The 22,717-nt window shown below is 58.6% G+C and carries 25 protein-coding genes; 11 read left to right on the top strand and 14 right to left on the bottom strand.

The window, feature by feature from the left end:
* Positions 1-51: 51 nt before the first annotated feature.
* Positions 52-1,122 (top strand): DUF4062 domain-containing protein, encoded by a 1,071-nt coding sequence (locus MWU53_RS06605; RefSeq protein WP_247091627.1) that lies wholly within the window; start codon positions 52-54, stop codon positions 1,120-1,122.
* 326 nt (positions 1,123-1,448) lie between these two features.
* Here the strand turns inward: MWU53_RS06605 and MWU53_RS06600 are convergent, their stop codons facing one another.
* A complete protein-coding gene (locus MWU53_RS06600) occupies positions 1,449-1,667 on the bottom strand; it encodes a cold-shock protein (protein ID WP_247091624.1) in 219 nt (72 codons plus the stop codon).
* A gap of 265 nt (positions 1,668-1,932) precedes the next feature.
* On the opposite strand from MWU53_RS06600, the gene MWU53_RS06595 reads away from it, so the two are divergent.
* Complete coding sequence (locus tag MWU53_RS06595) at positions 1,933-2,268, top strand: ArsC/Spx/MgsR family protein (protein ID WP_247091621.1); 336 nt, start codon at positions 1,933-1,935, stop codon at positions 2,266-2,268.
* Between the two features lie 35 nt (positions 2,269-2,303).
* A complete protein-coding gene (locus MWU53_RS06590) occupies positions 2,304-2,660 on the top strand; it encodes a hypothetical protein (protein ID WP_247091618.1) in 357 nt (118 codons plus the stop codon).
* A gap of 129 nt (positions 2,661-2,789) precedes the next feature.
* Here the strand turns inward: MWU53_RS06590 and MWU53_RS06585 are convergent, their stop codons facing one another.
* The 5 genes from MWU53_RS06585 to thrS form a co-directional block, all read right to left on the bottom strand.
* Positions 2,790-3,338: a DoxX family protein gene (locus tag MWU53_RS06585; RefSeq protein WP_247091616.1), complete on the bottom strand. Its 549-nt coding sequence runs from the start codon at positions 3,336-3,338 to the stop codon at positions 2,790-2,792.
* 19 nt (positions 3,339-3,357) lie between these two features.
* Entirely contained in the window at positions 3,358-4,143 is a 786-nt protein-coding gene (locus MWU53_RS06580; protein WP_247091613.1) for a DNA-binding domain-containing protein, read from the bottom strand.
* Complete coding sequence (locus MWU53_RS06575; protein WP_247091611.1) at positions 4,140-5,006, bottom strand: DUF692 domain-containing protein; 867 nt, start codon at positions 5,004-5,006, stop codon at positions 4,140-4,142. Before MWU53_RS06575 ends, MWU53_RS06580 begins: the two co-directional genes overlap by 4 nt.
* Positions 5,007-5,103: 97 nt before the next feature.
* Positions 5,104-5,400, bottom strand: coding sequence for a DUF2282 domain-containing protein (locus MWU53_RS06570; protein ID WP_247091608.1), 297 nt, complete (start codon positions 5,398-5,400; stop codon positions 5,104-5,106).
* Positions 5,401-5,814: 414 nt separating this feature from the next.
* Entirely contained in the window at positions 5,815-7,761 is a 1,947-nt protein-coding gene (gene thrS / locus MWU53_RS06565) for a threonine--tRNA ligase (protein ID WP_247091605.1), read from the bottom strand.
* Positions 7,762-7,933: 172 nt separating this feature from the next.
* On the opposite strand from thrS, the gene MWU53_RS06560 reads away from it, so the two are divergent.
* The 3 genes from MWU53_RS06560 (at position 7,934) to MWU53_RS06550 (ending at position 10,446) form a co-directional block, all read left to right on the top strand.
* The gene (locus MWU53_RS06560) at positions 7,934-8,689 is read left to right on the top strand and encodes an alpha/beta hydrolase (RefSeq protein WP_247091602.1); all 756 of its coding nucleotides are present in this window, start codon (positions 7,934-7,936) and stop codon (positions 8,687-8,689) included.
* On the top strand, positions 8,686-9,654 hold the full coding sequence (locus MWU53_RS06555; RefSeq protein ID WP_247091600.1) for an alpha/beta hydrolase: 969 nt from the start codon (positions 8,686-8,688) through the stop codon (positions 9,652-9,654). The genes MWU53_RS06560 and MWU53_RS06555 overlap by 4 nt, the downstream gene beginning before the upstream one ends.
* A 66-nt stretch (positions 9,655-9,720) precedes the next feature.
* Positions 9,721-10,446, top strand: coding sequence for an alpha/beta fold hydrolase (locus MWU53_RS06550; protein WP_247091599.1), 726 nt, complete (start codon positions 9,721-9,723; stop codon positions 10,444-10,446).
* A 76-nt stretch (positions 10,447-10,522) separates the two neighbouring features.
* Here the strand turns inward: MWU53_RS06550 and phaZ are convergent, their stop codons facing one another.
* On the bottom strand, positions 10,523-11,839 hold the full coding sequence (gene phaZ, locus MWU53_RS06545; protein WP_247091598.1) for a polyhydroxyalkanoate depolymerase: 1,317 nt from the start codon (positions 11,837-11,839) through the stop codon (positions 10,523-10,525).
* A gap of 111 nt (positions 11,840-11,950) precedes the next feature.
* Between phaZ and phaC the strand changes: the two genes are divergently transcribed.
* The 3 genes from phaC to phaR all read left to right on the top strand — a co-directional run bounded on the left by phaC (position 11,951) and on the right by phaR (position 15,085).
* Positions 11,951-13,756 carry a class I poly(R)-hydroxyalkanoic acid synthase gene (gene phaC / locus MWU53_RS06540; protein WP_247091597.1) on the top strand — a complete coding sequence of 602 codons (1,806 nt, stop codon included), beginning with the start codon at positions 11,951-11,953 and terminating at the stop codon, positions 13,754-13,756.
* 151 nt (positions 13,757-13,907) lie between these two features.
* The gene (locus MWU53_RS06535; RefSeq protein ID WP_247091596.1) at positions 13,908-14,351 is read left to right on the top strand and encodes a Phasin; all 444 of its coding nucleotides are present in this window, start codon (positions 13,908-13,910) and stop codon (positions 14,349-14,351) included.
* A gap of 173 nt (positions 14,352-14,524) precedes the next feature.
* Complete coding sequence (gene phaR, locus MWU53_RS06530; RefSeq protein ID WP_247091595.1) at positions 14,525-15,085, top strand: polyhydroxyalkanoate synthesis repressor PhaR; 561 nt, start codon at positions 14,525-14,527, stop codon at positions 15,083-15,085.
* A 187-nt stretch (positions 15,086-15,272) separates the two neighbouring features.
* Here phaR and lexA read toward each other — a convergent pair whose 3' ends face one another.
* From lexA to MWU53_RS06500, 6 genes are all read right to left on the bottom strand, one after another.
* On the bottom strand, positions 15,273-15,971 hold the full coding sequence (gene lexA, locus MWU53_RS06525) for a transcriptional repressor LexA (protein ID WP_247091593.1): 699 nt from the start codon (positions 15,969-15,971) through the stop codon (positions 15,273-15,275).
* A 142-nt stretch (positions 15,972-16,113) separates the two neighbouring features.
* A complete protein-coding gene (glp, locus tag MWU53_RS06520; RefSeq protein ID WP_247091591.1) occupies positions 16,114-17,286 on the bottom strand; it encodes a gephyrin-like molybdotransferase Glp in 1,173 nt (390 codons plus the stop codon).
* Positions 17,286-17,768, bottom strand: a complete 483-nt coding sequence (gene moaC / locus MWU53_RS06515; protein ID WP_247091589.1) for a cyclic pyranopterin monophosphate synthase MoaC — start codon at positions 17,766-17,768, stop codon at positions 17,286-17,288. Before moaC ends, glp begins: the two co-directional genes overlap by 1 nt.
* On the bottom strand, positions 17,765-18,565 hold the full coding sequence (gene trpC, locus MWU53_RS06510) for an indole-3-glycerol phosphate synthase TrpC (protein WP_247091585.1): 801 nt from the start codon (positions 18,563-18,565) through the stop codon (positions 17,765-17,767). Before trpC ends, moaC begins: the two co-directional genes overlap by 4 nt.
* A 150-nt stretch (positions 18,566-18,715) precedes the next feature.
* Entirely contained in the window at positions 18,716-19,732 is a 1,017-nt protein-coding gene (gene trpD / locus MWU53_RS06505; RefSeq protein WP_247091583.1) for an anthranilate phosphoribosyltransferase, read from the bottom strand.
* Positions 19,729-20,310, bottom strand: coding sequence for an aminodeoxychorismate/anthranilate synthase component II (locus MWU53_RS06500; protein WP_247091582.1), 582 nt, complete (start codon positions 20,308-20,310; stop codon positions 19,729-19,731). Before MWU53_RS06500 ends, trpD begins: the two co-directional genes overlap by 4 nt.
* A 130-nt stretch (positions 20,311-20,440) precedes the next feature.
* On the opposite strand from MWU53_RS06500, the gene MWU53_RS06495 reads away from it, so the two are divergent.
* Complete coding sequence (locus MWU53_RS06495) at positions 20,441-21,787, top strand: divergent polysaccharide deacetylase family protein (RefSeq protein ID WP_247091580.1); 1,347 nt, start codon at positions 20,441-20,443, stop codon at positions 21,785-21,787.
* Here MWU53_RS06495 and MWU53_RS06490 read toward each other — a convergent pair whose 3' ends face one another.
* Entirely contained in the window at positions 21,788-22,213 is a 426-nt protein-coding gene (locus MWU53_RS06490) for a cupin domain-containing protein (RefSeq protein WP_247091577.1), read from the bottom strand.
* 123 nt (positions 22,214-22,336) lie between these two features.
* Between MWU53_RS06490 and MWU53_RS06485 the strand changes: the two genes are divergently transcribed.
* Positions 22,337-22,663 (top strand): GYD domain-containing protein, encoded by a 327-nt coding sequence (locus tag MWU53_RS06485; protein ID WP_247091575.1) that lies wholly within the window; start codon positions 22,337-22,339, stop codon positions 22,661-22,663.
* Positions 22,664-22,717: the final 54 nt, after the last annotated feature.

Here is a 22,717-nt window from a genome sequence, read left to right as displayed (position 1 = left end):
AGTGGCGAACGGGCGCGCCGCGAGGCGCGGCCTGAAAGCGAGGAATAGCGATTGTCTCAAAAGAAGCGATATCAAATATTTATTAGCTCTACGTACGAAGATTTGAAGGAAGAACGCGCCGCAGTCGAACGAGTAATCCTGCAAGGTGGAGATATTCCAATTGGTATGGAGTTATTTCCAGCTACTGATGACGAGCAGTTTGAATACATTAAGTCAGTCATCGATGATTCTGACTATTATGTGCTGATCATCGCTGGGCGATACGGCACAGTTGATCCCTACGGTGTGAGCTACACTGAGAAAGAGTATAATTATGCAGTGGATCAAGGTCTGCCGGTGCTCGTGATGGTACACTCTTCGCCGGAGGAGTTACCTGCTAAGAAGTGTGAGCAAGATACAGTTCTTAGAGAGAAACTCGACGCATTTCGTAGAAAGGTTTCTGCAAAGCGAGTTCGCAAGAACTGGGAGACCACCGATGGGCTAAAGCTCGTGGTATTCGAGGCTCTCAATCACGCAAAAGCGACAAAGCCTAGGGAAGGGTGGGTGCGCGGAGGTAGAATTGCGTCTGCTGAATTGCTTCGTGAAATGCAAGAGCTTAGAAAAGAGAATTCACATCTAAAGAAATCACTTACATTTGACACTGTTGAGTTAGATTTGCCTAACGTACCTCCGCTTGACAGTAGTGTTCTGATCTTCCTCGAAAGCAGAGGCGGTGGTTACGATAGTACTGCTATTTCAGTTGAAGCAACTTGGAGGGAGTTTTTACCTCTGGTGTTTTCTGGTATCGAGGTGCGAGTTTCTCATGACGATGATGGTGACTTTAGGTGGTTTGATCGCGGAGATTGGTCATTAAGTGTCGGTTGTGCAATAAAAAATCGACTGAGCCCCACTAGTAAGGGAAGCTATAAGTTGTCGGATGAGAGCGAGAAAAAAGCGCTCGCCTATTGCCGTCAGATCGGAATTCTGTCTGATGTTCCGGGCGAAGTGTTCACCGAGCGAGGACGTGCGTATTCCGACCGTTTTCTGTTAGCTGAACAGAAGGAAGTTGGAATGGGTTTCCGAGTTAGGGCAGGTGACTTCGAGGCCACAAGCGGCAGCTTCAGTGATGAGGTTCCCTTCTAGTAGCCCCGTGCCGTGCACGGGCAGCGCCCGACCCTCCCCACGGGAGGGCGCTTTGCGCCCACCCAGGGCCGGGCGATGCCCTTAGCAAGCTTGGTGATAGACTGGCAACGCATCCACCGAGGGTCAGGCGCGGCCCACAACGGATGGTGCACTCCCCAAAGAAAAACCCCGCCGAGTTTTCACTCCGCGGGGTTTCAAAATTCTAACGGTAGGGCAAAGCAAATCCGATCAGCGGCATTCCCCTCTCATTCGAACGCGATTGCGGGCAATCGCTGCCTCGAATGGTCGGTGAATACACCTATGATCGTATCAGGATTTGCTTCTGATTAGCCCTGAACCTCAAGATCAATCGCCGACTGGCGACCGTCGCGGCCCTCTTGCAGGTCGTAGGCAACTTTGGTGTTGTCGGCCAGACCGGTCAGGCCCGAACGCTCAACAGCCGAGATATGTACAAACACATCTTTGCCGCCGTTATCAGGTGCGATGAAGCCGTAGCCTTTGGTGGTGTTGAACCATTTTACGGTGCCGGTTTGTTTCTCGGACATATCCGCTTCTCCTATATGTAACCCTGCGGATTGCTGGGTCTTCGTTCGCAATCAGGTATCGTCCGACTGCATGAAAGGAGGCGGTAGATAGTTCTGTCTTACTCTTCCCAATGTGGGTAAGGGGCGGCAAATTGCAAGGAAAACCTTGTGATTGCCTGTAATGCAGCGGGTCTTTGCATCCTTTCGTTTTGCACTTTTTATCGCCATAACAAGTGCTGGCGGCACCATGGGCGGGCCGCGTGACAGGAATATGACAGGGGGCAATATGCGCATCTGGGGACTGAAAAACTGTGACACGTGCCGCAAAGCGGTGAAGGCGTTGGACGCTGCGGGGCGGGCGCCTGATTATGTGGATGTGCGCGCCGATGGGGTTGCGGCGGCCGATCTTGAGCGGTTCTTTGCAGCCTTCGGCGAGGCGCTGGTCAACAAACGCTCGACCACGTGGCGTAGGCTGTCGGAAGATGAACGGGCCGGGGATCCGGTAGCCCTGTTGGCTCAGCACCCAACGTTGATGAAGCGCCCGGTGATCGAAGCAGGCGGTCGGTTGACGCTAGGTTGGGACGCAAAAACTCAGGCGACATGGTTGGAGAACGGCGTCTGATCCCTTATCTGGGACGAAAGAGCAGGAGAATTGTGATGCGTAATGCCGCGTTGGTTTTGGGTGTGATTGCTGGTGTGTTGGGCATGATCGTCGGATTTTTTGGATATGGGTACACGGAAGTGATCGACCGCTTTGGCGAGCTTCCGGACTTGGCCGAACAGGTCGAGCATCCCGGTCGCGTGCGGGCCTTCGCCCTGATCGCACCGCTTCTGGCGCTGGCGGGTGGCGCGATGGCGCGCTCGGTGGCGCAGATTGGAGGGGGGTTGATGTTGGCCTCGGCCGCGGGGATGTATTTCGCGTTTGGCTATGGCGTCTTCACCATGTTCCCGATTGCGCTGGCCGCGCTTGGGGGCATTCTGGCGCTGGCGGCGGTGAAGCCAGACCCGCATTAAGTCTTTTAGGACGCTTGAATTTTGGACACCCGCGATATGGCATTGCGGGTGTTTTTTTATGCGCAAGTGGTTCTAATGAAAAAGAGCACCCCAAGGGGCGCTCTTTCCCAAAAGCAAACACAACACTGGTTACTTAAGCTTAAGCAGTCGATCCACTGATAGGGAACCGGCGCCTTTCAAGACAGGGATCAGCAAGACGACGACCCAGAACAGGCGTTGATCCAGAATAAGGCTGTCGGGAATGCGGTCGAACCACGCGCCCAGCGTTTCCGCATGTTGGATGCCACCATGACCGTAAAGGTCGGTCAGGCTTTGTACGATGACGAAGCCGATCATCCCCAGCGAGGCCAGCCGGGTGAACAGCCCGATCACGATCAGAAGCGGCAGGATGAACTCGGCCACGGTGCCAGCGAAGACGACGGCCCAGTGGAAGAAGGACAACTCGCCCACGTTATAGCTGGCGGCCTCCATCGCTTTGGGGAATATCTGCGCGTAGGCGCCAAGTGAAGGCTTGAAGATCCCGAACAGCCCCGGTCCAACCTTGGTCAGGGCCGACGCCCAGAAATAACCAAGCAGTGTCGCGGCAAAGGTGAAGCGCGCCAGTAGCGGCAGGGCCTCGGGGGCGGCGCGGTCGGCCAGTCCGGCCAGCCGATTGTGAATGTTCACCAAGGCTTGCATGGCGTGTCCTTCCTTCTTCTTAGTCCCGGTCTATGCCGGTTATTGCTTGCGCCGCGATCAGAACGGTCAGCGTGGCGGTCAGATCGAAATCCGGGGTGTTGGACGTGGCCAATCCCAGAGCAGTGCCAAAACTACGGCCCTTCAACAGCGACGAAATGAACTCGGCCGCGCCTTCGGGCAGCAAAAAGGTCTTTGGCTCGAACCCGATACGCGAGATCAGAATGTCTTCGCCACCAGCACTGGGCTGCGGGCCATCTGCCATGTTGAAGTCCCAGATGGACTTGGCGGGCCACTTGGCTTGCAGCACCTCACACGCCGGGGCCAGCGTCAGGCGGGCCTCCATCAAGTCGTGTTGGCCGAGGGAGGTGAGCTCGGCCGGATCAATCGGGTCTGCGTCGCCCGCGTGATAGGCGCGGCGCAGGGCTAGTTCCAGACGCGCCACGTCGGGCAGGTATTTCAGGTGCAGCGTGCCGGGGAAGCTTTCCAGAAAGCCGGGCAGGGCCGCGCCGTAATGCATCATCAACTGCGAGGCAGGCGGGTGAATGCGCAGATAGACCTTGGCCATCTCGCGGAAGAACTCGTCGCCCAACAGCTTGGTCAGAACCGGGAATCCGGTCAGCATCGCCTCGGACAGGCTGTGCACCACGTTGTTGCGATAGACCGAGAAACGTTTCGAGGCCTGTTGGCCATCGGGATTGACCAGCCCCTCGGGCACATCAGCCTGCGCGTTCAGGATCGCGGCGCGGAACTCGGCCTGTGAAACGGTGGCGCGGGCAGGTGTTTGGGTCAGAGTGTCTTGGGTCATGCGGGCACCTTCTGTGTCTGTGCTGCCATTTGCGCGGTGGCCCGGGCGGCTTCGTTTTCCAGCACATCCCAATTGGGCACGTCATTGTCCCATTCGATCAACGCAGGGCGCGCGCCGGTGCGGGCGATCACGTGGTCAAACAGCGCCCAGACGGGTTCGTCCACCGGCTTGCCGTGACTGTCGATCAGCAGCTTGCGGCCCAGCTCGTCCGCATCTTCGTCGTGACCTGCAAGGTGGATTTCTTCGACCAGATCCAAGGGATAGGCGTCCAGATAATCCAGCGCCTCAAACTCCAGATTGGTGGCCGAGATGAAAACGTTATTCACGTCCAACAGCAGGCCACAGCCAGTGCGGCGGGCGACTTCACGGATGAAGTCAGGCTCGGACCAGGTGCTTTCCGCAAAGGCCAAATACGATGACGGGTTTTCCAAGAGCATCTTGCGACCCAGAAGCTCTTGCACCTCGTTGATATGCGCGGTGACTCGCGTCAGCGTGTCCTTCGTATAGGGCAGAGGAAGTAGGTCGTTCAGGAATGCGCTGTCATGGGTCGACCACGCCAAATGCTCGGAAAAGCTTGCAGGGTTCAGCCAATCCAGCAGCTTTTTCAGACGGGCCAGATGTTCGGGATCCAGACGGCTTTCACCACCGATCGAGGCACCCACTCCGTGGACGGAGATCGGAAAGTTCTCGGCCAGATGACGTAGCTGCGCGATCTGGCGGCCGCCATCACCCATATAGTTCTCGGCGTGGATTTCCAGCCATGTCACTGCTCCGGGCGCGTTCAGAAGGTCTTGGAAATGCTGCGGCTTATATCCAACGCCCGCGCCATCGGGGAGCGTCGTGTTTGTGCGTTGGTCCAGCATATCAAAGCCCTTCGTGTTCTTGTGTGATTGGGTCGCTCTGGCCAATTCGGCCTTGGCCAGAGCGGTCTTTTAGGGACTAGTCAGATATCCGAGCGGATTAGCCGGGCAGGTTCATCTCAGTCGCGGCCAGAGAACCCATGTGCTTTTTGCCGTCTGCATCGGTGATTTCCATGGTTTCGCAGGTGCCGGCCGGAACCAGTTTCCAAGCGTTGCCCTGATAATCCACGGTCGACGATCCGGCGCAGGTGGTGCCGGGTCCAGCGGCGCAGTCATTCTGACCTGCCAGCGAAACACCGAAGCATTTTTCTTGATCGCCATCAGCGAAAGCAGGAGCAGCGTTGGCAGCTACAGCAGCAGTGACGGCGCCCAGGATGGCTACAGTTTTCTTCGACATCGTATTTCCTTTCGGGTTTGTAATTCGTTCCGCCTCGAAGCGGTAAGGAAAAGCTAGTCGTGGGAGTGGGACGTCTCCACTCACGAAAACGTGGATCACGCGCCTGTCAGGTCAGCGCGAGCAGCATATAACGCGGGCGTGAGGGGGGCAGCCCAAGGGAAAATTCCGAAATCCCAAGAAAACTTGAGTTTCCGTCTGGTTAGCTTTCGGCGTGTCGTAATGGATTGTAACGAAATTCAGCTGTTTGCTGTTCACATCTTTCAGAATTGGCCACGCCAATTTCTGTAATGTTACAGTTTTCTGCCCTGCGGCGGCGGCTGGTTCACGCCCTTTGTGAACCCATGTAACAGCGCAAAGCACAAAAAAGCGCCCTCTGACCGGGTCAAAGGGCGCTTGAATTGGGGTTTAAGGCGATCAGGCCAGATCAGGCGCAGTGGCTTCGCGGGCCAGATCGGCGGCGACCTCGTCCAGCGGCAGTACTTTCGAGTTCTTCTCGCCTAGACGACGCATCGACACAGTGCCGTCTTCGACTTCTTTCATGCCGACAGCCAGAATGACCGGCACTTTACCGACCGAGTGCTCGCGGACCTTATAGTTGATCTTCTCGTTGCGGATGTCGGCCTCGGCACGGATGCCTTGGGCTTTCAGGGTCTCGACGACCTGGTGCACATAGTCATCCGCATCCGACACGATCGAGGCCACAACCACCTGACGCGGCGCCAGCCAGAAGGGCAGCTTGCCTGCGTGTTCTTCGATCAGGATGCCGATGAAGCGCTCGAACGAGCCCAGCGTCGCGCGGTGCAGCATGACCGGGCGGTGCTTGGCGCCGTCTTCACCGATATAATTCGCGTCCAGACGTTCCGGCAGAACGAAGTCCACCTGAAGCGTTCCACACTGCCAATCACGGCCAATGGCGTCGGTCAGAACGAACTCAAGCTTCGGGCCATAGAAGGCACCTTCGCCGGGGTTCAAATCGAACGCGCACCCGGCAGCCTTGGTGGCGGCCATCAGCGCGGCTTCGGACTTGTCCCAAACCTCGTCCGATCCAGCACGCTTCTCGGGACGGTCCGAGAACTTGATCGAGAACTTCTCGAATCCGAGATCTTTGTAGATCTCGGACAGGAATTCGATGAACAGCTTCGTTTCGTCTTCGATCTGGGCTTCGGTGCAGAAGATATGCGCGTCATCCTGCGTGAAGCCGCGCACGCGCATGATCCCGTGCAGTGCACCCGACGGCTCATAGCGGTTACACGATCCGAACTCGGCCATGCGCAAGGGCAGGTCGCGATAGGATTTCAGACCTTGGTTATAGACCTGCACGTGGCAGGGGCAGTTCATCGGCTTCAGGGCGTTCACAGCCTTTTCGCGGGCGTGCTCCTCGTCCACTTCCACGATGAACATGTTTTCTTGGTACTTGTCCCAGTGGCCCGAGGCCTCCCACAGTTTGCGGTCGACAACCTGGGGCGTGTTCACCTCGACATAGCCGCCTTTTTTCTGCTGACGACGCATATAGTCCTGCAGTTCCGTGTAGATGGTCCAGCCGTTCGGGTGCCAGAAGATCTGGCCCGGGGCTTCTTCCTGCATGTGGAACAGGTTCATCTCGCGGCCCAGCTTGCGGTGGTCGCGCTTGGCAGCTTCTTCCAGCATATGAAGGTGCTTTTTCAGCCCGTCTTTGTTCTGGAAGGCCACGCCATAAATACGCTGAAGCATGGCGCGGTCGCTATCACCACGCCAATAGGCGCCAGCGACGCTCATCAGCTTGAACGAGTCTGCGGGTAGTTGGCCGGTGTGCTGCAGGTGCGGACCGCGGCAGAGATCCTGCCAATGCCCGTGCCAATACATGCGCAGCGGTTCGTCGCCCGGAATGGCTTCGATCAGCTCGACCTTATAAGGTTCATTGTTGGCCTGATAGAACTTCACCGCGCGGTCGCGTTCCCAGATCTCGGTTGTGACGGGATCGCGTTTATTGATGATCTCTTTCATCTTGGCTTCGATCGCGCCCAGATCTTCCGGTGTGAACGGCTCTTCGCGGTCGAAGTCATAATACCAGCCGTTTGCGATTACCGGACCGATGGTGACTTTGACGTCCGGCCAGATCTCTTGCACGGCGCGCGCCATCACGTGGGCAAAGTCGTGGCGGATCAGCTCGAGCGCCTGATCGGCGTCCTTCATCGTGTGGATGGCGATGTCAGAGTTTTCATTGATCGGCCATTGCAGGTCCCAATGGGCCCCGTTCACAGTGGCGGAAATGGCCTTTTTAGCCAGCGAGTTCGAAATGCCGGCGGCGACTTCGGCAGGGGTCACACCTGCGTCGAACTCACGCGCATTGCCATCGGGAAATGTAAGGGAAATCTGGCTCATCAGCCTAGCTCCTCGTCGTTTTGGCGCCCACGGAACGCCCGGTTGCGGGTAATGTGTGCGGGTCTTTTGACGGCTTGAGACAGCTCTGTCAACGCCGGACCCGTCACAAGCGGGATTGCACTGGGGCAAGGGGTGGATATTGTCGTCGCCAACGAAAGACGAGGGAGCCAATATGTCCGAAATCCAGCACCTAGACACCAAGCAAGGGCGTCGCATCGCCTATGCGAAAACGGAAGGGCAGGGGCCAACGATCCTGTTCCTGTCCGGTCTGAAATCGGACATGGAAGGCACCAAGGCTGTTGCGCTTGAGGCATGGGCGAAAGAGCAAGGCCGGGCCTTCCTGCGCTTTGACTACTCGGGCCACGGCGTCAGCTCGGGCGAATTTGCCGAGGGCACCATTGGCGATTGGCACGAAGACACGCTGGAAGTTGTCGACAATCTGATTGACGGCCCCATTCTGGCGGTGGGCAGCTCGATGGGGGGCTGGCAGTCACTTCTCTTGTCGCGCGCACGGCCCGAGCGGATTATGGGGTTGGTGACGATTGCTGCGGCCCCTGATTTCACAGAAGACGGATACTGGGCCGGGTTCACCGATACGCAGAAAGCCGAGATGGAGCGCGAAGGCTTCCTGTCGATCCCCTCGGACTATGACGAGGATTACATCATCACCAAACGCCTGATCGAAGATGGTCGCGACAATTTCGTCCTGCGTTCGCCGCTGAAGTTGGATATGCCGGTGCGTTTCCTGCAAGGGACGGAAGATGACGCGGTGCCGACCTCGCAAGCTGTGAAATTGCTGGAGCATGCCCAAGGCGACGACATCCGCCTGATCCTTGTGAAAGGCGCGGATCACCGGTTCTCGGACGACGAATGCCTGCGCACGATCCAGAAAATGGTCAAGGTCGTTCTGACCCGAGGTGCAGCATGAACGGAGTATTGCGTACCGCCATGGGCGTTTCCGCTGTTGTTGCGGCCCTGTTCGTAATCGGCCCGTACGAGCCGGTGGATCTGAGTGTTCAGTTTGATGAAGGCGCGATTGGCCCGGATCCCGACGCCTATCTGGCGCAACGCGAAGCAGTGTTCGACGATCTGGTCGACGGTGCTGAAAAGCAGATCGTTTGGGCTGGCGAGGCAGGGCAGAAGACGCCCCTATCCGTCGTCTATATCCACGGTTTTTCCGCGACCCGTCAGGAAATCAGCCCGGTCCAGCAACGTGTGGCCGAAGGGCTAGGCGCAAACCTTTTTAACGCCCGTCTCGCAGGGCACGGTCGTAGCGCCGAGGCCATGGCGGGTCCCACCGTCAACGACTGGATGGTCGATTTCAGCGAGGCGATGGCGATCGGGCGCGCCATCGGGGAAGAGGTTCTGATAATCTCGACCTCGACTGGCGGCACCGTCACGGCGCTTGGCATGTTTGACGAGGCAGCGTCGAAAGGCGTCAAAGGGATCACCTTCATCGCGCCGAATTTCGGGATCAAGGATTCCAAAGCAGCGCTTTTGACTTTCCCGGCCGCGCGCCACTGGGTGCCCCTGATCGTGGGCACCAACCGCGGCTTTACTCCGATGAACGACGCACAAGCCAAATACTGGACCGAAAGCTATCCGACCACCGCGCTAATGCCGATGGCGGCGATGGTGAAGGTCGCCGCGAACTCGGGTTATGGGATCGTCGATGTACCGGCACTGTTCATCTATTCGAAAGAGGATCAGGTGGTCTCGGCCGAGGCGACCGAAGTTGTCGCATCAGGCTGGGGCGGGATCGTGCATCGGCACGTTGTGTCCCCTGCGGCGGGCATTGATCCGATGGCGCATGTACTGGCGGGCGACATTGTCAGCCCGAATGGCACAGATCCCACGGTTGCAAAAATTCTGGACTGGGCGCGCGGGTTATAACTTGCGTCCATCCGGATGGGCGCCCACAGTTCTGCTAAAGAAATATAAAAAATATACGAGGCAGGCATGAGGGAACCATTGGTTTTGATCCCCGGAATGATGTGTGACGCACGCGTTTTCGGGCCGCAAATCAACGACTTATCACGTGACTACACGGTAATTGTGGCCGCACCCACGCAAGGCGAAACCGTGCGCGAGATGGCAGCCTTGATCCTTGATCAGCTGCCGCAGCGCTTTGCGCTTGCAGGCCTAAGCCTTGGCGGAATCGTCGCAATGGAGATGGCGCGGCGTGCCCCGGACCGGGTGAATCGGCTGGCGCTAATCTCGACCTCGCCCTTGGCGGACTCTCCCAGTCAAGCCGCATGGCGCGAGCCGCAGATCGTGCATGCCAATATCGGCAGGCTGGACCAAGCCATGTCCGAGGCGTTTTCGCCCGACGTACTGGCCCCCGGGCCCGCGCGCGACAAGATCATGGAGCTTGTATTCCAAATGGCGCGTGACATCGGGCCCGAGACCTTCGTGCGTCAGGCCCGCGCCCTACAACGTCGATCAGATGCGCAGCGCACGTTGCAGCGATTGAAAGTGCCGACGATGGTGATGTGCGGCGCGCATGACAAGATGACGCCGCCCAAGCGCCATGAAACCATGGCCGAACTGATCCAGGATGCCGAGCTGGTCATTCTGCCAGACGCAGGCCATCTGCCGACGCTGGAAACGCCCGAGCATGTAACAATCGGCCTGCGCGCGTGGATGGAGTTGCCACTTCAACTGAGGGTGCGCGCCATCGCGTGAGACGCATCTTACAAGACATGAAAAAACGCGCCATGCCGGTGGGCAGGCGCGTTTTTTAGTGTCTGTCGCAGCTGGCTTAGCTGGCTGCTTTTTTCACGGCTTTCACAGCAACCGGCTTGCCCTTCTTTGCGGCCTTTTTCTTGGCAGCTTGTGCAGCGTGACGACCGGCGTTCTGGTCAATGAAGTCCAGAACCAGCGGGCGGATGTTGTTGCGCCAGCTCTTGCCTGCGAAAATACCATAGTGCCCGGCACCTTCTTCCACGTGGCTGGCCTTCTTGTCATCCGACAGACCCGTCAGCAGGTCCAATGCTGCGATGCATTGGCCGGGGGCTGTGATGTCGTCCTTGGTGCCTTCGACGGTTTTCACAGCAACATCTGTGATGGCTCCAATATCAATCTTGTGACCATCCACGACGAACTCGTTTTTGGCGATCTCACAGTTTTTAAACAGGCGCTCTACGGTCGACAGATAGAACTCGGCGGTCATGTCCATGACGGCCAGATATTCATCATAGAAACGGTTGTGCTTGTCGTGATCCGATGCCTCGCCTTTGGCGACGCGCATGATTTGGTCGGCAAAGGCTTTCGAGTGGGTCTCGGAGTTCATCGACATGAAGCCCGCCAGCTGCAACAGGCCCGGATAGACCATGCGGCCCGCACCGTCATATTTGAAGCCCACGCGCTGAATCGCCAGTTCTTCCAACTGGCCCATGGTCACGCGGCGACCAAAGTCGGTCACGTCGGTGGCGGCGGCGTCCGGGTTGATCGGACCACCGATCAGGGTCAGGGTCTGCGGCTGTGCTTCTGGGTCGATCTCGGCCAGATAGGCGGTGGCGGCCAGCGTCAGGGGGGCGGGCTGGCACACAGCCACAACGTTGATGTCCGGGCCAAGGGCGCGCATGAAATCGACAAGATAGAGCGTGTAGTCTTCGACGTCGAACTTGCCTTCGCTGACCGGGATGTCACGGGCATTGTGCCAGTCAGTAATATAAACCTCGGCATCGGGCAGAAGGCTTGCGACGGTCGAATGCAGAAGCGTTGCATAGTGGCCTGACATTGGGGCAACCAGCAACACGCGGCGTTCTTTCTCAGGGCGGCCCAGAACTTTAAACTGGATCAGATCGCCAAAGGGACGTTCCACCAGCTTTTCGATCTGAACCACGTGGTCGCGCCCGTCTTCGGCTACAACGCTGGTAATGCCCCAGTCAGGCTTAACAGTCATACGGTGAAAGCTCCGCTCGGTAACTTCGCCCCAAGCGGCCATCATTTGAAATACTGGGCTGGGGAACAGAGCGGTCGCCGGGTACGAACCCATTGCTGCGGCCGTGGCGCCGAGCCACTGATTCGTGTTCCGGATGGTCTCCATCAGGTCGTAGGTCGCCATATAGCGCATGCGCAATCCCCTAATTAGCCTTTGCTTTTTTGTTTCTGCGTTTGCATAGTCTTTAACACATGCGGTTTTTGATATGCTGCAGTAGCGAAATGATAGGGGGGAATTCGTGTTATGACAACTGATCAAAAGGAAACTTCGGCAGGTATGGTGCCGGATACCAGCGAATTGGGCGCGAATCTCGCTAAGATTGAGGCGCTGTCCACTCGCTTGGGCGAGATCATGTCACACCGAAAACCTGTACGTCCCAGCCTTCAGGGGCCAGGGCAGGACTTTTATATCAAAGCGGCCAATTCGATGTGGTCGGACATGATGGCCAACCCCGCCAAAATGATCGAACAACAGGCCGCTTTCTGGGGCAAAACGCTGGAACATGCGGTCGAGGCACAGGCCGCGCTGATTGGCGGAGAGTTCAAGGCGCCTGAAGACCCGTCCCCCAAGGATCGCCGTTTTTCAAACCCCCTTTGGGAAACGCATCCCTATTTCAACTATCTTAAGCGACAATATCAGATCACATCGAGCTCTATGGCTGAGGCACTGAACGGTGTGGAAGGTCTGGACGAAGACGAACGCAAGCGGCTGGACTTCTTTACCCAGCAGATGATCGACATGATGAGCCCAACCAATTTCCTGGGCACCAACCCGGACGCGATGGAACGCGCGATCGAGACAAATGGCCAGTCGTTGGTCGACGGGTTGGAAAACCTCGTGTCAGATCTGGAAGCCAATGATGGCGAGCTTTTGGTCAGGCTGGTGGATGAAAGCGCTTTCGAAGTTGGTGGCAACATCGCCACTACCCCCGGAGAAGTTGTTTATCGCAACCGCATGATCGAGTTGATCCAATACACCCCCACCACCGAGCAGGTCTATGCGCGGCCCCTGATCATCTTCCCGCCTTGGATCAACAAGTTCTACATCATGGACCTGAAAGAGCAGAACAGCCTGATCAAATGGATCGTCGATCAGGGCTATACGCTTTTCGTGGTCAGCTGGGTGAACCCGGACGACTCTTACAGAGATGTGGGGCTGGGGGATTATGTGGAGGACGGCTATATGGCTGCAATCCGCGAAGTGAAAGAGATCACCGGGCAGCAAAAAGTAAACGTGGTTGGTTATTGTATTGCAGGTACCACGCTGTCGCTGACGCTTGCGATGATGAAGAAGCGCGGCGACAAGTCCGTGAACTCGGCCACATTCTTCACCACACTGACTGATTTCTCGGATCAGGGCGAGGTTGGCGTGTTTCTGGATGAAGACTTTGTCGACGGGATCGAAGAAGAGGTGACCGAACGTGGCTATCTGGACAGTTTCTTCATGTCGCGGACCTTTTCGTATCTGCGGCCGAATGATCTGATCTATGGTCCGGCGATCAACAGCTACATGCTGGGTAAGACGCCCCCAGCCTTTGATCTTTTGTATTGGAATGGCGACAGCACCAACCTGCCGGCGAAAATGACCGTAGAGTATCTGCGCGGGCTGTGTGTGGGTAACGAATTCGCAGAGGATGGGTTTGACCTGTTGGGCGAGACCCTGAGGCTGTCGGATGTCGAGACTCCGATCTGTGCCATCGCGTGCGAGACCGATCACATCGCCGCGTGGAAGTCTTCTTATAGCGGGATGCGGCAGATGTCGGGCAAGGATAAGACCTTCATCCTGTCTGAAAGCGGCCATATCGCGGGGATCGTGAACCCGCCCTCTAAGAAGAAGTACGGGCATTATACCAATAAGGATTGGCCCGACGCGCCCGAGGACTGGCAGGAAGGTGCAAGCTTCCATGAAGGATCATGGTGGGGCCGCTGGGACAAGTGGCTGGCGAAGAAATCCGGCCAAAAGGTTGATGCACGTGCACCCGGTGATTCGACTCACAAGCCGCTTGCACCGGCGCCTGGCACCTACGTAAAGGCGGTTCCTAAGGCATAACCCCGTCTAAAGACTTGGAAATCAACAACTTAAAAGTGTTACATGCTGCAGTGCAGAAAAAGCTTGATTTGCTGCACTGCAGCATACATATTGTTTGCAGAAACAGAACGGCGCTTTCTCCCGGCGCCCCCGCTACTCTAGGAGCTTTAAGATGACCAAGACTCAAGACTTCAACAAAATGTTCCAGGACATGATGGCCAACTTCCCGATGGACATGTCGATCGCTCAAGACGCTTTCAAAAACCAGGCTGCCCTGGGTGAGAAAATGTCGAAAGTTGCCCTGCAGGCTGCTGACAAGTCGGCTGAGATCTCGACCAAATGGACCAAAGAAACTCTGGCCAAACTGGGCGATGTTGCTGCTGCTAAAGAAGAAGCAACCGACTACACCAAAGCCATGACCGATTTTGCTTCGGCTCAGGCCGAGCTGGCTGCCGAAAACATGGCCGCTTTCGCTGAAGTTGCTAAAAAAGTTCAAGCTGAAACCGTTGAGCTGATGATGGCTGCCGGCAAAGAGCTGGGCGAAGAAGCTCAGGCTGCTGTTAAAAAAGCAACCGACGAAGTTTCGAAAGCTGCCAAAAAGGCAACTTCGAAGTAAGCAAGGATTAACGCCGGAGCACTCCTCCCTTCCGGCAACTTCCTGAAGGACGGGTCATTGACCCGTCCTTTTCTTTTTGGGTGTTGAACGGAATTTGAGCAAAACCCTTGCCTTTACCTCCTGCGCTGTTAGGTTTTGCAGTGCAGAAAGGAAAATTTCTGCGGGGAGGTAACATGAACAAGTCTCAGGACGCGCTGCTGATCAAGCGATATGCAAGCAGGCGGCTCTACAACACCGAAACGTCCGATTACGTAACCTTGGACGACATCGCGGGTTTCATCCGCGATGGCCGCGAAGTGCAGATCATCGATCTGAAGTCGGGTGATGACCTGACACGTCAGTATCTGCTGCAAATCATTGCTGAACACGAAAGTCGTGGCGAAAGTGTCTTGCCAGTGGACGTGCTGACCGATTTGGTCCGCTCCTACACCACGCAAGCCCAAAGCATCGTCCCGCAGTTCCTTGCGGCCAGTTTCGAGATGCTGCGTGATGGTCAGTCGAAGATGATGGAGAATTTTGGTGGCATAGGAAATCCGATGGCGAACATGCCGGGGTTCGAGGCCATGCAAGCCCAGCAAGAAGCCTTCATGAAAGCCATGATGAGCGGCTTTTCCGGATCTTCGGGCCCTGCGCAGGACGGCGAATCCGAGGAGAAGTCTGGAGACGCGGACGAGCTGGACAAGATCAAGAAACAGCTGGTCGAGCTGCAGTCGAAGCTGTCCAAACTCAGCTAAGATGTTTCGGTTTTAACCAGACGCAGGGAAAGCCGGAACGCAGCGCAAGATATCAGTGCTGTGGTGTTTCGCGACAAACTTGTTCCTCAAGTTTATCCCAAAACGCGCTTAGGCACGCGTCAAGGATCACATAAAAAAGCCCGGTCAACAGACCGGGCTTTCTACGTTTTGCATGTTGCTTGACGGCTTAGTAAGTGCGGATCAACCCGACCAGCTTGCCCTGCACCTTCACCTGACCTTCGGGCAGAAGGCGGGTTTCGTATGCGGGGTTTGCCGCCTCAAGCGCGATCATGTCGCCGTTCTTGCGGAAGCGTTTCAGGGTTGCCTCATAGCCATCCACCTGTGCGACCACGATGTCGCCATTCTCGGCCTGATTGGTTTCGCGGATTACGACGACATCACCATTGTTGATCCCGGCGTCGATCATGGAATCGCCTTTAACTTCAAGCGCATAGTGGCGCCCACCTGCGCCCAGCATGGCACCGGGGACGGATACGTGTTGCGTGCCGTCGGTGATCGCCTCGATCGGCTCACCCGCGGCGATACGGCCCAAGAGCGGCAGTTCGTTCACGCCAAGCGCCTCTAGCGGCATCGCGGTTTTGGGAGTGCTTTCAGGACGTCCGCCTTCAACAACACGTGGTTCGAACCCGGCACGGCCGGAGTTTTCCATAGTTTCAGGCAGCTTCACGATCTCGATCGCACGCGCCCGGTGGGCGAGGCGGCGGATGAAGCCGCGTTCCTCAAGCGCTGTGATCAGGCGGTGAATGCCGGACTTGGAGCGAAGGTCCAACGCCTCTTTCATCTCGTCAAAGGACGGCGATACCCCATCCTTCTGCATACGCTTGTGGATAAATTCCAGAAGTTCCAACTGCTTGCGGGTCAGCATCTGCGTTCCTCCGTCCTCGTTCAAGGGGCGAAAGGAGTAATTAATAACCTTAAGCCCGAGGCCCTCGTCGCGGGGCGTTCAAGCTATGTTCTACCCATGTTCTCTTTTTGTGTCAAGCGCGGGTCGGTGGGCGCCGTCAGGGTCAGATCGGCAGATACTCAACCTGCGCGCCTGCCGCGAGTGCCGGCGCCGAGACCGGGCGTACCAGCAGCGCGTTGGCTTGGGCAAGCACGCTTAGAAGGGCACTGTCCTGGCTGTCAAAGACGGTGATCTCGCCGTTATCAACGCGGGCGCGCATGTAATGCTCACGGGGACCGTTCGGGCCGATATCTGCGGTAAGCACGGCATGGTGTCGCGGAGCGGCTGCTTCCCCCAGTCCCTGCATGGCACGCAGCGCCGGGACAAGGAAAACGTGACCGCAAACCATTGAGGAGACTGGATTTCCGGGCAGGCCAATCATCACCGCATCGGCCATCCGTCCGGCCATCAGCGGTTTGCCAGGGCGCATCAGCACTTTGTAGAAGCTTTGATCCATGCCCATCTCGGCCGCCACAGCGCCAACGATGTCATGGTCCCCAACCGACGCGCCACCGATGGTGACGATCAGATCTGCATCTGCCGCCAAATTCAGCGCGGTGCGCAGGCTGTCGGCGTTGTCGCGTGCGATGGGCAACATGCGGGCATGGCCCCCGTTCGCCTCGATCAGGGCTTTCAGACCGAAACTGTTTGAGGCGATGATCTGATCTGGACCGGGGACCTCGCCGGGCATGACCAGCTCGTCCCCGGTGGCCAAAAGCGCCACGACAGGTTTGCGCGACACGGTCAGGGTGGGCACGTTCATCGCAGCCGTTAGCGCCAGATCGGCAGGCGTCAGCACACGGGGTGCGGGGATCGTGTCGCCGGGTTTGAAATCAGCGCCTGCCGGGCGCACATGCGGACCTTTGTCCAGCTTGCGGGCCAGCGTGACCAGATTGCCCTTACGGGTCACATCTTCCTGGATGATGACGCGATTGGTGCCTTCGGGCAGAGGCGCACCGGTGAAGATGCGGACGCATTCGCCGGGGCCGACACGGCCGTCGAACCCGTGGCCCGCAGCGCTTTCGCCAATCACGCGGAACATCGCTTCGGGGTCGGCTTCCACGCCGTTCAGCGCATAGCCATCCATGGCCGAGGCGGCAAAGGGTGGTTGCAGGCGGGTGGCCGTGACAGGGGCGGCAAGGGCGCGACCCGCGGCTTCGGCCAGCGGCACCTCTTCGGTTCCACAAGGCGTGACCAGCTCAAAGATTGCGTCCAACGCCTCGTTCACCGTGATCATCAGTCTGCCTCGTAAATACCTGATTTGCCGCCTTGCTTGCGCAGAAGGCGAATGCCAGTGATTTCCATCCCCTTTTCCGCCGCTTTCAGCATGTCATAGACCGTTAGGCAGGCGGTCGACACGGCGGTCAGGGCTTCCATTTCCACGCCGGTCTGGCCGCCGGTTTTCACCGTGGCAGTGATGCGCACGCCGGGCAAGTCGGGTTGAGGTTCCAGCTCTAGCGCGACCTTGGTGATCGGCAGCGGATGGCACAGCGGGATCAGGTCCGAGGTTTTCTTTGCCCCCATGATCCCGGCCAGACGCGCGATGCCCAGAACGTCGCCCTTCTTGGCGGTGCCTGAGGTCACCAGCGCGAGCGTCTCGGGCGTCATCCGCACGAAGCCTTCAGCCAGCGCGACGCGGTCTGTCACAGCCTTGTCCGAGACATCGACCATATGGGCCTGTCCCTCGGCGTCGAAATGGGTCAGGGGGCTGTCGCTCATGCGGGCACCGGACCCGTAAGGAGGGCGCGGGTTGCGGCCTCGACATCGTCCTGACGCATCAGGCTTTCACCGATCAGGAAGCTGCGGGCGCCGTGCGCGGCCATGTCGGCCAGATCCTGCGGGGTGAAGAGGCCACTTTCGCAGACCAGATGACGTTCCTTTCCCGCCAGTTTCGACAGGCGGCGGGTGGTGTCGAGCGTGGTCTCGAAGGTCTTCAGATTGCGGTTGTTCACGCCCAGAAGCGGGGACTTCAGGATCGTGGCGCGTTCCAGTTCTTCTTCGTCATGCACTTCGACCAGAACATCCATGCCCCAGGAAAAGGCTGCGTCTTCAAGCTCTTGTGCTTGGTTGTCTTCAACGGATGCCATGATGATCAGAATGCAGTCAGCACCCAAGGCGCGGGCCTCGGCGACCTGATAGGTGTCATACATGAAGTCCTTGCGTAGGGCAGGGAGCGACACGGCTGATCGGGCGGCCACGAGGAACTCGTCGGCGCCTTGGAAGGACGGTGCGTCGGTCAGGACCGACAGGCAGGACGCGCCGCCAGCTTCATAGGCTTTGGCGATCGCGGGCGGATCGAAATCCGGGCGGATCAGGCCTTTGGACGGGCTGGCCTTCTTGACCTCGGCGATCAGGCCATAGCCGGTTTCGGCGTCTTTCATCAGGGATGCTGCAAAGCCACGGGTGGGGCTTGCGGCGCGGGCGGCGGCCTCGACCTCGGACAGGGGGCGGGCGGCTTTGCACGCGGCCACATGTTCGAGTTTATAGGCTTTGATTTTATCCAGAACAGTGCTCATGCGCTGGTTCTAGCGCGGGCAGGGGGCGGATGGAAGGCGGAATGCGTGCAGGATTTGCGCGAAGGGCATCGACCGTCCGTCGGGTGGGCGTATAACGCCTGCCCGGTGGGGGCGGACGGGCGTTGCCCGGCGTGCCGCCGGGCGAAAGGTTTATGCCGCCGAGGTCAGTGCGGCCAGCGCCTCGATCTTGGCTTTCGCGGCACCACTGTCGATGCTTTCGGCGGCCATCTCGACGCCGGATTTCAGATCGTCCACCTTGTCGGCTACGATCAGGGCGGCGGCGGCGTTGAACAGCACCGCATCGCGATACGCAGACGGCACACCATCAAGCAGCGCGCGAAAGGCGACGGCGTTCTCGGCGGGCTCGCCGCCAAGGATCGCGGCCAGAGGATGCACCGGCAGGCCCGCGTCCTCGGGGTGGATTTCGCGGGTGTGCACAGCGCCATCCTCGACCGCCGCCACAGCGGTCGTGCCGGTGATCGAAATCTCGTCCATCCCCTCGGACCCATGCACCAGCCACGCTTTCTCGGACCCGAGTGCCAACAGCGTTTCAGCCATTGGGTGGATCAGATCCGCCGCAAAAGCGCCGGTCAGCTGGCGTTTGACGCCTGCCGGATTGGTCAGCGGACCAAGAATGTTGAAGATGGTCTTGCAGCCCATTTCCTGGCGCACAGGCATGACGTGTTTGATCGCCGGGTGGTGCATCGGGGCCATCATGAAGCCAATGCCGACCTCGTTGATCGCGCGTTCGGCCACATCGGCGCCGACCATCACGTTCACGCCCATCTCGGTCAGTGCGTCCGCGGCGCCCGATTTCGACGACAGGTTGCGGTTGCCGTGCTTGGCAACGGTCACACCTGCGCCCGCCACGACAAAGGCCGTCGCGGTCGAAATGTTCAGAGTGCCCAATGCGTCGCCGCCGGTGCCCACGATGTCCATCGCACCCTCGGGGGCGTTCACCGCGTTGCACTTGGCCCGCATGACAGCAGCAGCAGCCGAATACTCCGCCACGCTTTCCCCACGCGTGCGCATGGCGGCCAGCAACGCACCCATCTGGGCAGGTGTGGCGCGGCCTTCGAACAGCTCTTCAAAGGCGTCTTCGGCCTGACCACGCGACAACGGGCCTTCGGTGGCCGCATAGATCAGAGGTTTCATCGCGTCGCTCATGCCGCCACCTTTGTTTTCTTCAGGAAGTTTTCCAACATCGCGTGGCCGTGCTCGGACCGGATGCTTTCGGGGTGGAACTGTACGCCCTCGATCTCAAGCTCTTTATGGCGCAGCCCCATGATCAAACCGTTGTCCAGCTCGGCGGTGATCTCAAGGCAGTCGGGCAGGGTGGCGCGATCCACCACCAGCGAGTGATAGCGGGTGGCTTGCAGCGGAGAGGGCAGGCCTTCGAACACGCCTTTGCCTTCGTGCAGAACGGTACCCATCTTGCCATGTACGATTTCGGGTGCGCGGACGACATCTCCGCCGAACGCCTCGCCAATGGTCTGGTGGCCAAGGCACACACCAAAGAGCGGCACCTTTGCTTCGGCAGCGGCCATCGTCAAAGGCAGACAGATGCCCGCCTGTGCCGGGTCACAGGGACCGGGGGACAAGACGATCCCATCCGCGCCCATGCCCATCGCCTCTTGCACATTCAAAGCGTCGTTGCGACGCACGACCACATCGGCCCCAAGCTCGCCGAAATAATGGACGAGGTTGTAGGTAAAGCTGTCATAGTTATCGATCAGCAGGATCATGTCGCGGCCTTTCGCCAAAGTTGTATCAGAAGGGGTTACGTAACGCCCTTGTCGGGCTATACATGGTCCAGGCATGCGCCGAGGGTCAAGAGCGGCGCGGGATCAATCGAGTATTCAGGGGGTAAAAGCCATGGCAAAAGGCTTCCTAACAGGCGTAATTTGCGGCGGAGTTGTCTCGGCGGTCGGTTTGGCATTCGTGTCACCGATGCTGCCGCCAATCCAGACGGCGCCCGCGCCCGTTGCTCAGGCCGAAGCGCCGACCCCGGTTGACGCCCCAGTGGTCGCGGAACCGCCTGCCGAAGTTGCCGTGCCCGAGGCGGAGGCCGCGCCGGTTGTAGAGGTGGCGGAAGAGACCGCCACGCCGACCGAACCCGCCGACGAGCCGATGGAAGCCCCAGAGGTTATGACCGAAGAGGTGGTTGAAGAAGATACGCCCGCGGCTGGCAATACGGTCGAAACCGAAGCCCCCGTCATTGCCCCTGAGGAGGAGGTCGCCCCTGAGATTGAAGCGCAGCCTCAACCTGCTGCGCCTGAAGCTGGGACCTCGGACTCCGCAATCGAAGAACCCGAAATTGCCGCACCCGAAATTGCCGAAGTCGTCGTGCCAGCCCCTCAAAAGCAAGAGGTGACTACGGATGGGCGCAGCGGACTTGGCACAAGCGTTGCGCGCCTTGAAGATCAGGCCCCCGGCGTGACCACCAATCGTCTGCCCAGCATCGGCTCGGCCGACGCCACGCAAGACGCGCCCGCGATCGATTTAGCACAACCGCTTGAAACGGCTCTGTTCGATCTGTCCACGTCGCCCTTGGCGATCGAGCGCAACGCGGTTCCTGCGTTGGACATCGGGGGGCGCCCTCTGATGGCGGTTGTGCTGAAGGATATGGGGCCAGAGCGTACAAAGCTGGAAGGCCTTGATAATCTGCCCTTCCCGGTCAGTGTCATTCTGGATGTCACCGCCCCGGATCTGAACGATGCCATTGCCTTCTATCGTGCCGCGGGCGCCGAGATCGTGATGCAGGCCGATCTGCCGCCTGAAGCCACTCCGACCGATGCCGAGGTGAACCTGCAGGTACAACAACCCAAGCTGAACATGGGCGTTGCGGTCTATATGGCGCCCGACAGTGGATTTCAAACCAACGCACCCCTGTCGCGTCAGGTTTCGGAAATCCTTGTGGCATCAGGGCATGGCTTGATCACCCAGCCCGAGGGGCTGAACACCGGCCACAAGAACGCGCTGAAAACGGGGGTGCCCGCTGGATTGGTGTTCCGTGATCTTGATGGAAACGGGCAAGACAACAAGGTGATCCGCCGCTTTCTGGACAATGCAGCCTTCAAGGCTGATCAAGAAGAAGGTGTGATCTTGATGGGGCGTGCTGTTCCGCAAACACTTGCCGCCTTGGTGGAATGGAGCGTGGGCAACCGCGCAAGCTCGGTCTCGATGGTGCCGGTGTCAACAGTGCTGCTTGGCGGAACCTGATCACGCGCGCGGAATGTCAAAACCGGGCGCGGCAAGTGTGAAGCCCTCGAACTGAAATCCGGGCGAAACCGTGCAACTGACCAGCGTATAGGCTCCGGTCGTGCGCGCCGCCTGCCAGTGATCCTTTGGCACGATGATCTGCGGGGCCTGTCCCGCCGCAAGGTCGGGGCCAAGCATGTGATCCGTGGCAGGCCCGGCATCCGTTTCTGCCGTCGACAACACCAAGGGCGCGCCTGCGTGATACAGCCAGATCTCGCCCGCATCGACCCGGTGCCAATGGCTGCTCTCGCCCTCTTTCAGCAGGAAATAGATGCAGGTGCCGCTGGGGCGCCCGTCGGCATCCGTATCCACCCATGTCTGGCGATAATGCCCACCTTCGGGATGCGGAGCGAGGTCGAGGTGCTGAATGATCTGGTCTGGGGTCATGGGGCAGGACTATAGCCTTTCGACGAATACGCGCCATCTGTAATTTGTGGTAAAATCCGCCCCATTCACGAGTGGTCGAGGCAGGGCAGGGACCTATCATCCATTTCCAATCAGGAGGTTGATATGTCTTTTTATCTATTTCGGGGCCGCTACAGCACGGACAGTTTGCGTGCGTTGGTCGACAAGCCGCAGGACCGCGAAGCGGCGGCTGGGGCGATGATCGACAGCATGGGGGCCAAGCTGCATCACCTGTTTTTCTGTTTCGGAGACGATGATGTTGTGGCGCTGATCGAAGCGCCTGATGACGAAACCATGGCCGCTTGCGCCTTGGTGGTCGGGGCCTCGGGCATGATGTCGGGCGGATCCACGACCAAGCTGATGACCAGCGCAGAGGCGATGAATGCGATGAAGGCCGCTGCCAAGGGGCGTGCGAACTATCAGACTGTCTGATGCAAATGAAATACTGAGCGGGGAGGCAAGATGCCCCCCGCCTTTAAGATGGGG

It is taken from the genome of Aliiroseovarius sp. S1123 (genome assembly GCF_023015885.1).
GTDB lineage: Bacteria > Pseudomonadota > Alphaproteobacteria > Rhodobacterales > Rhodobacteraceae > Aliiroseovarius.
This window is presented reverse-complemented; position numbering and strand designations above follow the sequence as displayed.

Coding starts and splice junctions, on each gene's coding strand:
- MWU53_RS06600 (WP_247091624.1), bottom strand. CDS start 1,667: ATGTCCGAGAAACAAACCGGCACCGTAAAATGGTTCAACACCACCAAA.
- MWU53_RS06595 (WP_247091621.1), top strand. CDS start 1,933: ATGCGCATCTGGGGACTGAAAAACTGTGACACGTGCCGCAAAGCGGTG.
- MWU53_RS06590 (WP_247091618.1), top strand. CDS start 2,304: ATGCGTAATGCCGCGTTGGTTTTGGGTGTGATTGCTGGTGTGTTGGGC.
- MWU53_RS06585 (WP_247091616.1), bottom strand. CDS start 3,338: ATGCAAGCCTTGGTGAACATTCACAATCGGCTGGCCGGACTGGCCGAC.
- MWU53_RS06580 (WP_247091613.1), bottom strand. CDS start 4,143: ATGACCCAAGACACTCTGACCCAAACACCTGCCCGCGCCACCGTTTCA.
- MWU53_RS06575 (WP_247091611.1), bottom strand. CDS start 5,006: ATGCTGGACCAACGCACAAACACGACGCTCCCCGATGGCGCGGGCGTT.
- MWU53_RS06570 (WP_247091608.1), bottom strand. CDS start 5,400: ATGTCGAAGAAAACTGTAGCCATCCTGGGCGCCGTCACTGCTGCTGTA.
- thrS (WP_247091605.1), bottom strand. CDS start 7,761: ATGAGCCAGATTTCCCTTACATTTCCCGATGGCAATGCGCGTGAGTTC.
- MWU53_RS06560 (WP_247091602.1), top strand. CDS start 7,934: ATGTCCGAAATCCAGCACCTAGACACCAAGCAAGGGCGTCGCATCGCC.
- MWU53_RS06555 (WP_247091600.1), top strand. CDS start 8,686: ATGAACGGAGTATTGCGTACCGCCATGGGCGTTTCCGCTGTTGTTGCG.
- MWU53_RS06550 (WP_247091599.1), top strand. CDS start 9,721: ATGAGGGAACCATTGGTTTTGATCCCCGGAATGATGTGTGACGCACGC.
- phaZ (WP_247091598.1), bottom strand. CDS start 11,839: ATGCGCTATATGGCGACCTACGACCTGATGGAGACCATCCGGAACACG.
- phaC (WP_247091597.1), top strand. CDS start 11,951: ATGACAACTGATCAAAAGGAAACTTCGGCAGGTATGGTGCCGGATACC.
- MWU53_RS06535 (WP_247091596.1), top strand. CDS start 13,908: ATGACCAAGACTCAAGACTTCAACAAAATGTTCCAGGACATGATGGCC.
- phaR (WP_247091595.1), top strand. CDS start 14,525: ATGAACAAGTCTCAGGACGCGCTGCTGATCAAGCGATATGCAAGCAGG.
- lexA (WP_247091593.1), bottom strand. CDS start 15,971: ATGCTGACCCGCAAGCAGTTGGAACTTCTGGAATTTATCCACAAGCGT.
- glp (WP_247091591.1), bottom strand. CDS start 17,286: ATGATCACGGTGAACGAGGCGTTGGACGCAATCTTTGAGCTGGTCACG.
- moaC (WP_247091589.1), bottom strand. CDS start 17,768: ATGAGCGACAGCCCCCTGACCCATTTCGACGCCGAGGGACAGGCCCAT.
- trpC (WP_247091585.1), bottom strand. CDS start 18,565: ATGAGCACTGTTCTGGATAAAATCAAAGCCTATAAACTCGAACATGTG.
- trpD (WP_247091583.1), bottom strand. CDS start 19,732: ATGAGCGACGCGATGAAACCTCTGATCTATGCGGCCACCGAAGGCCCG.
- MWU53_RS06500 (WP_247091582.1), bottom strand. CDS start 20,310: ATGATCCTGCTGATCGATAACTATGACAGCTTTACCTACAACCTCGTC.
- MWU53_RS06495 (WP_247091580.1), top strand. CDS start 20,441: ATGGCAAAAGGCTTCCTAACAGGCGTAATTTGCGGCGGAGTTGTCTCG.
- MWU53_RS06490 (WP_247091577.1), bottom strand. CDS start 22,213: ATGACCCCAGACCAGATCATTCAGCACCTCGACCTCGCTCCGCATCCC.
- MWU53_RS06485 (WP_247091575.1), top strand. CDS start 22,337: ATGTCTTTTTATCTATTTCGGGGCCGCTACAGCACGGACAGTTTGCGT.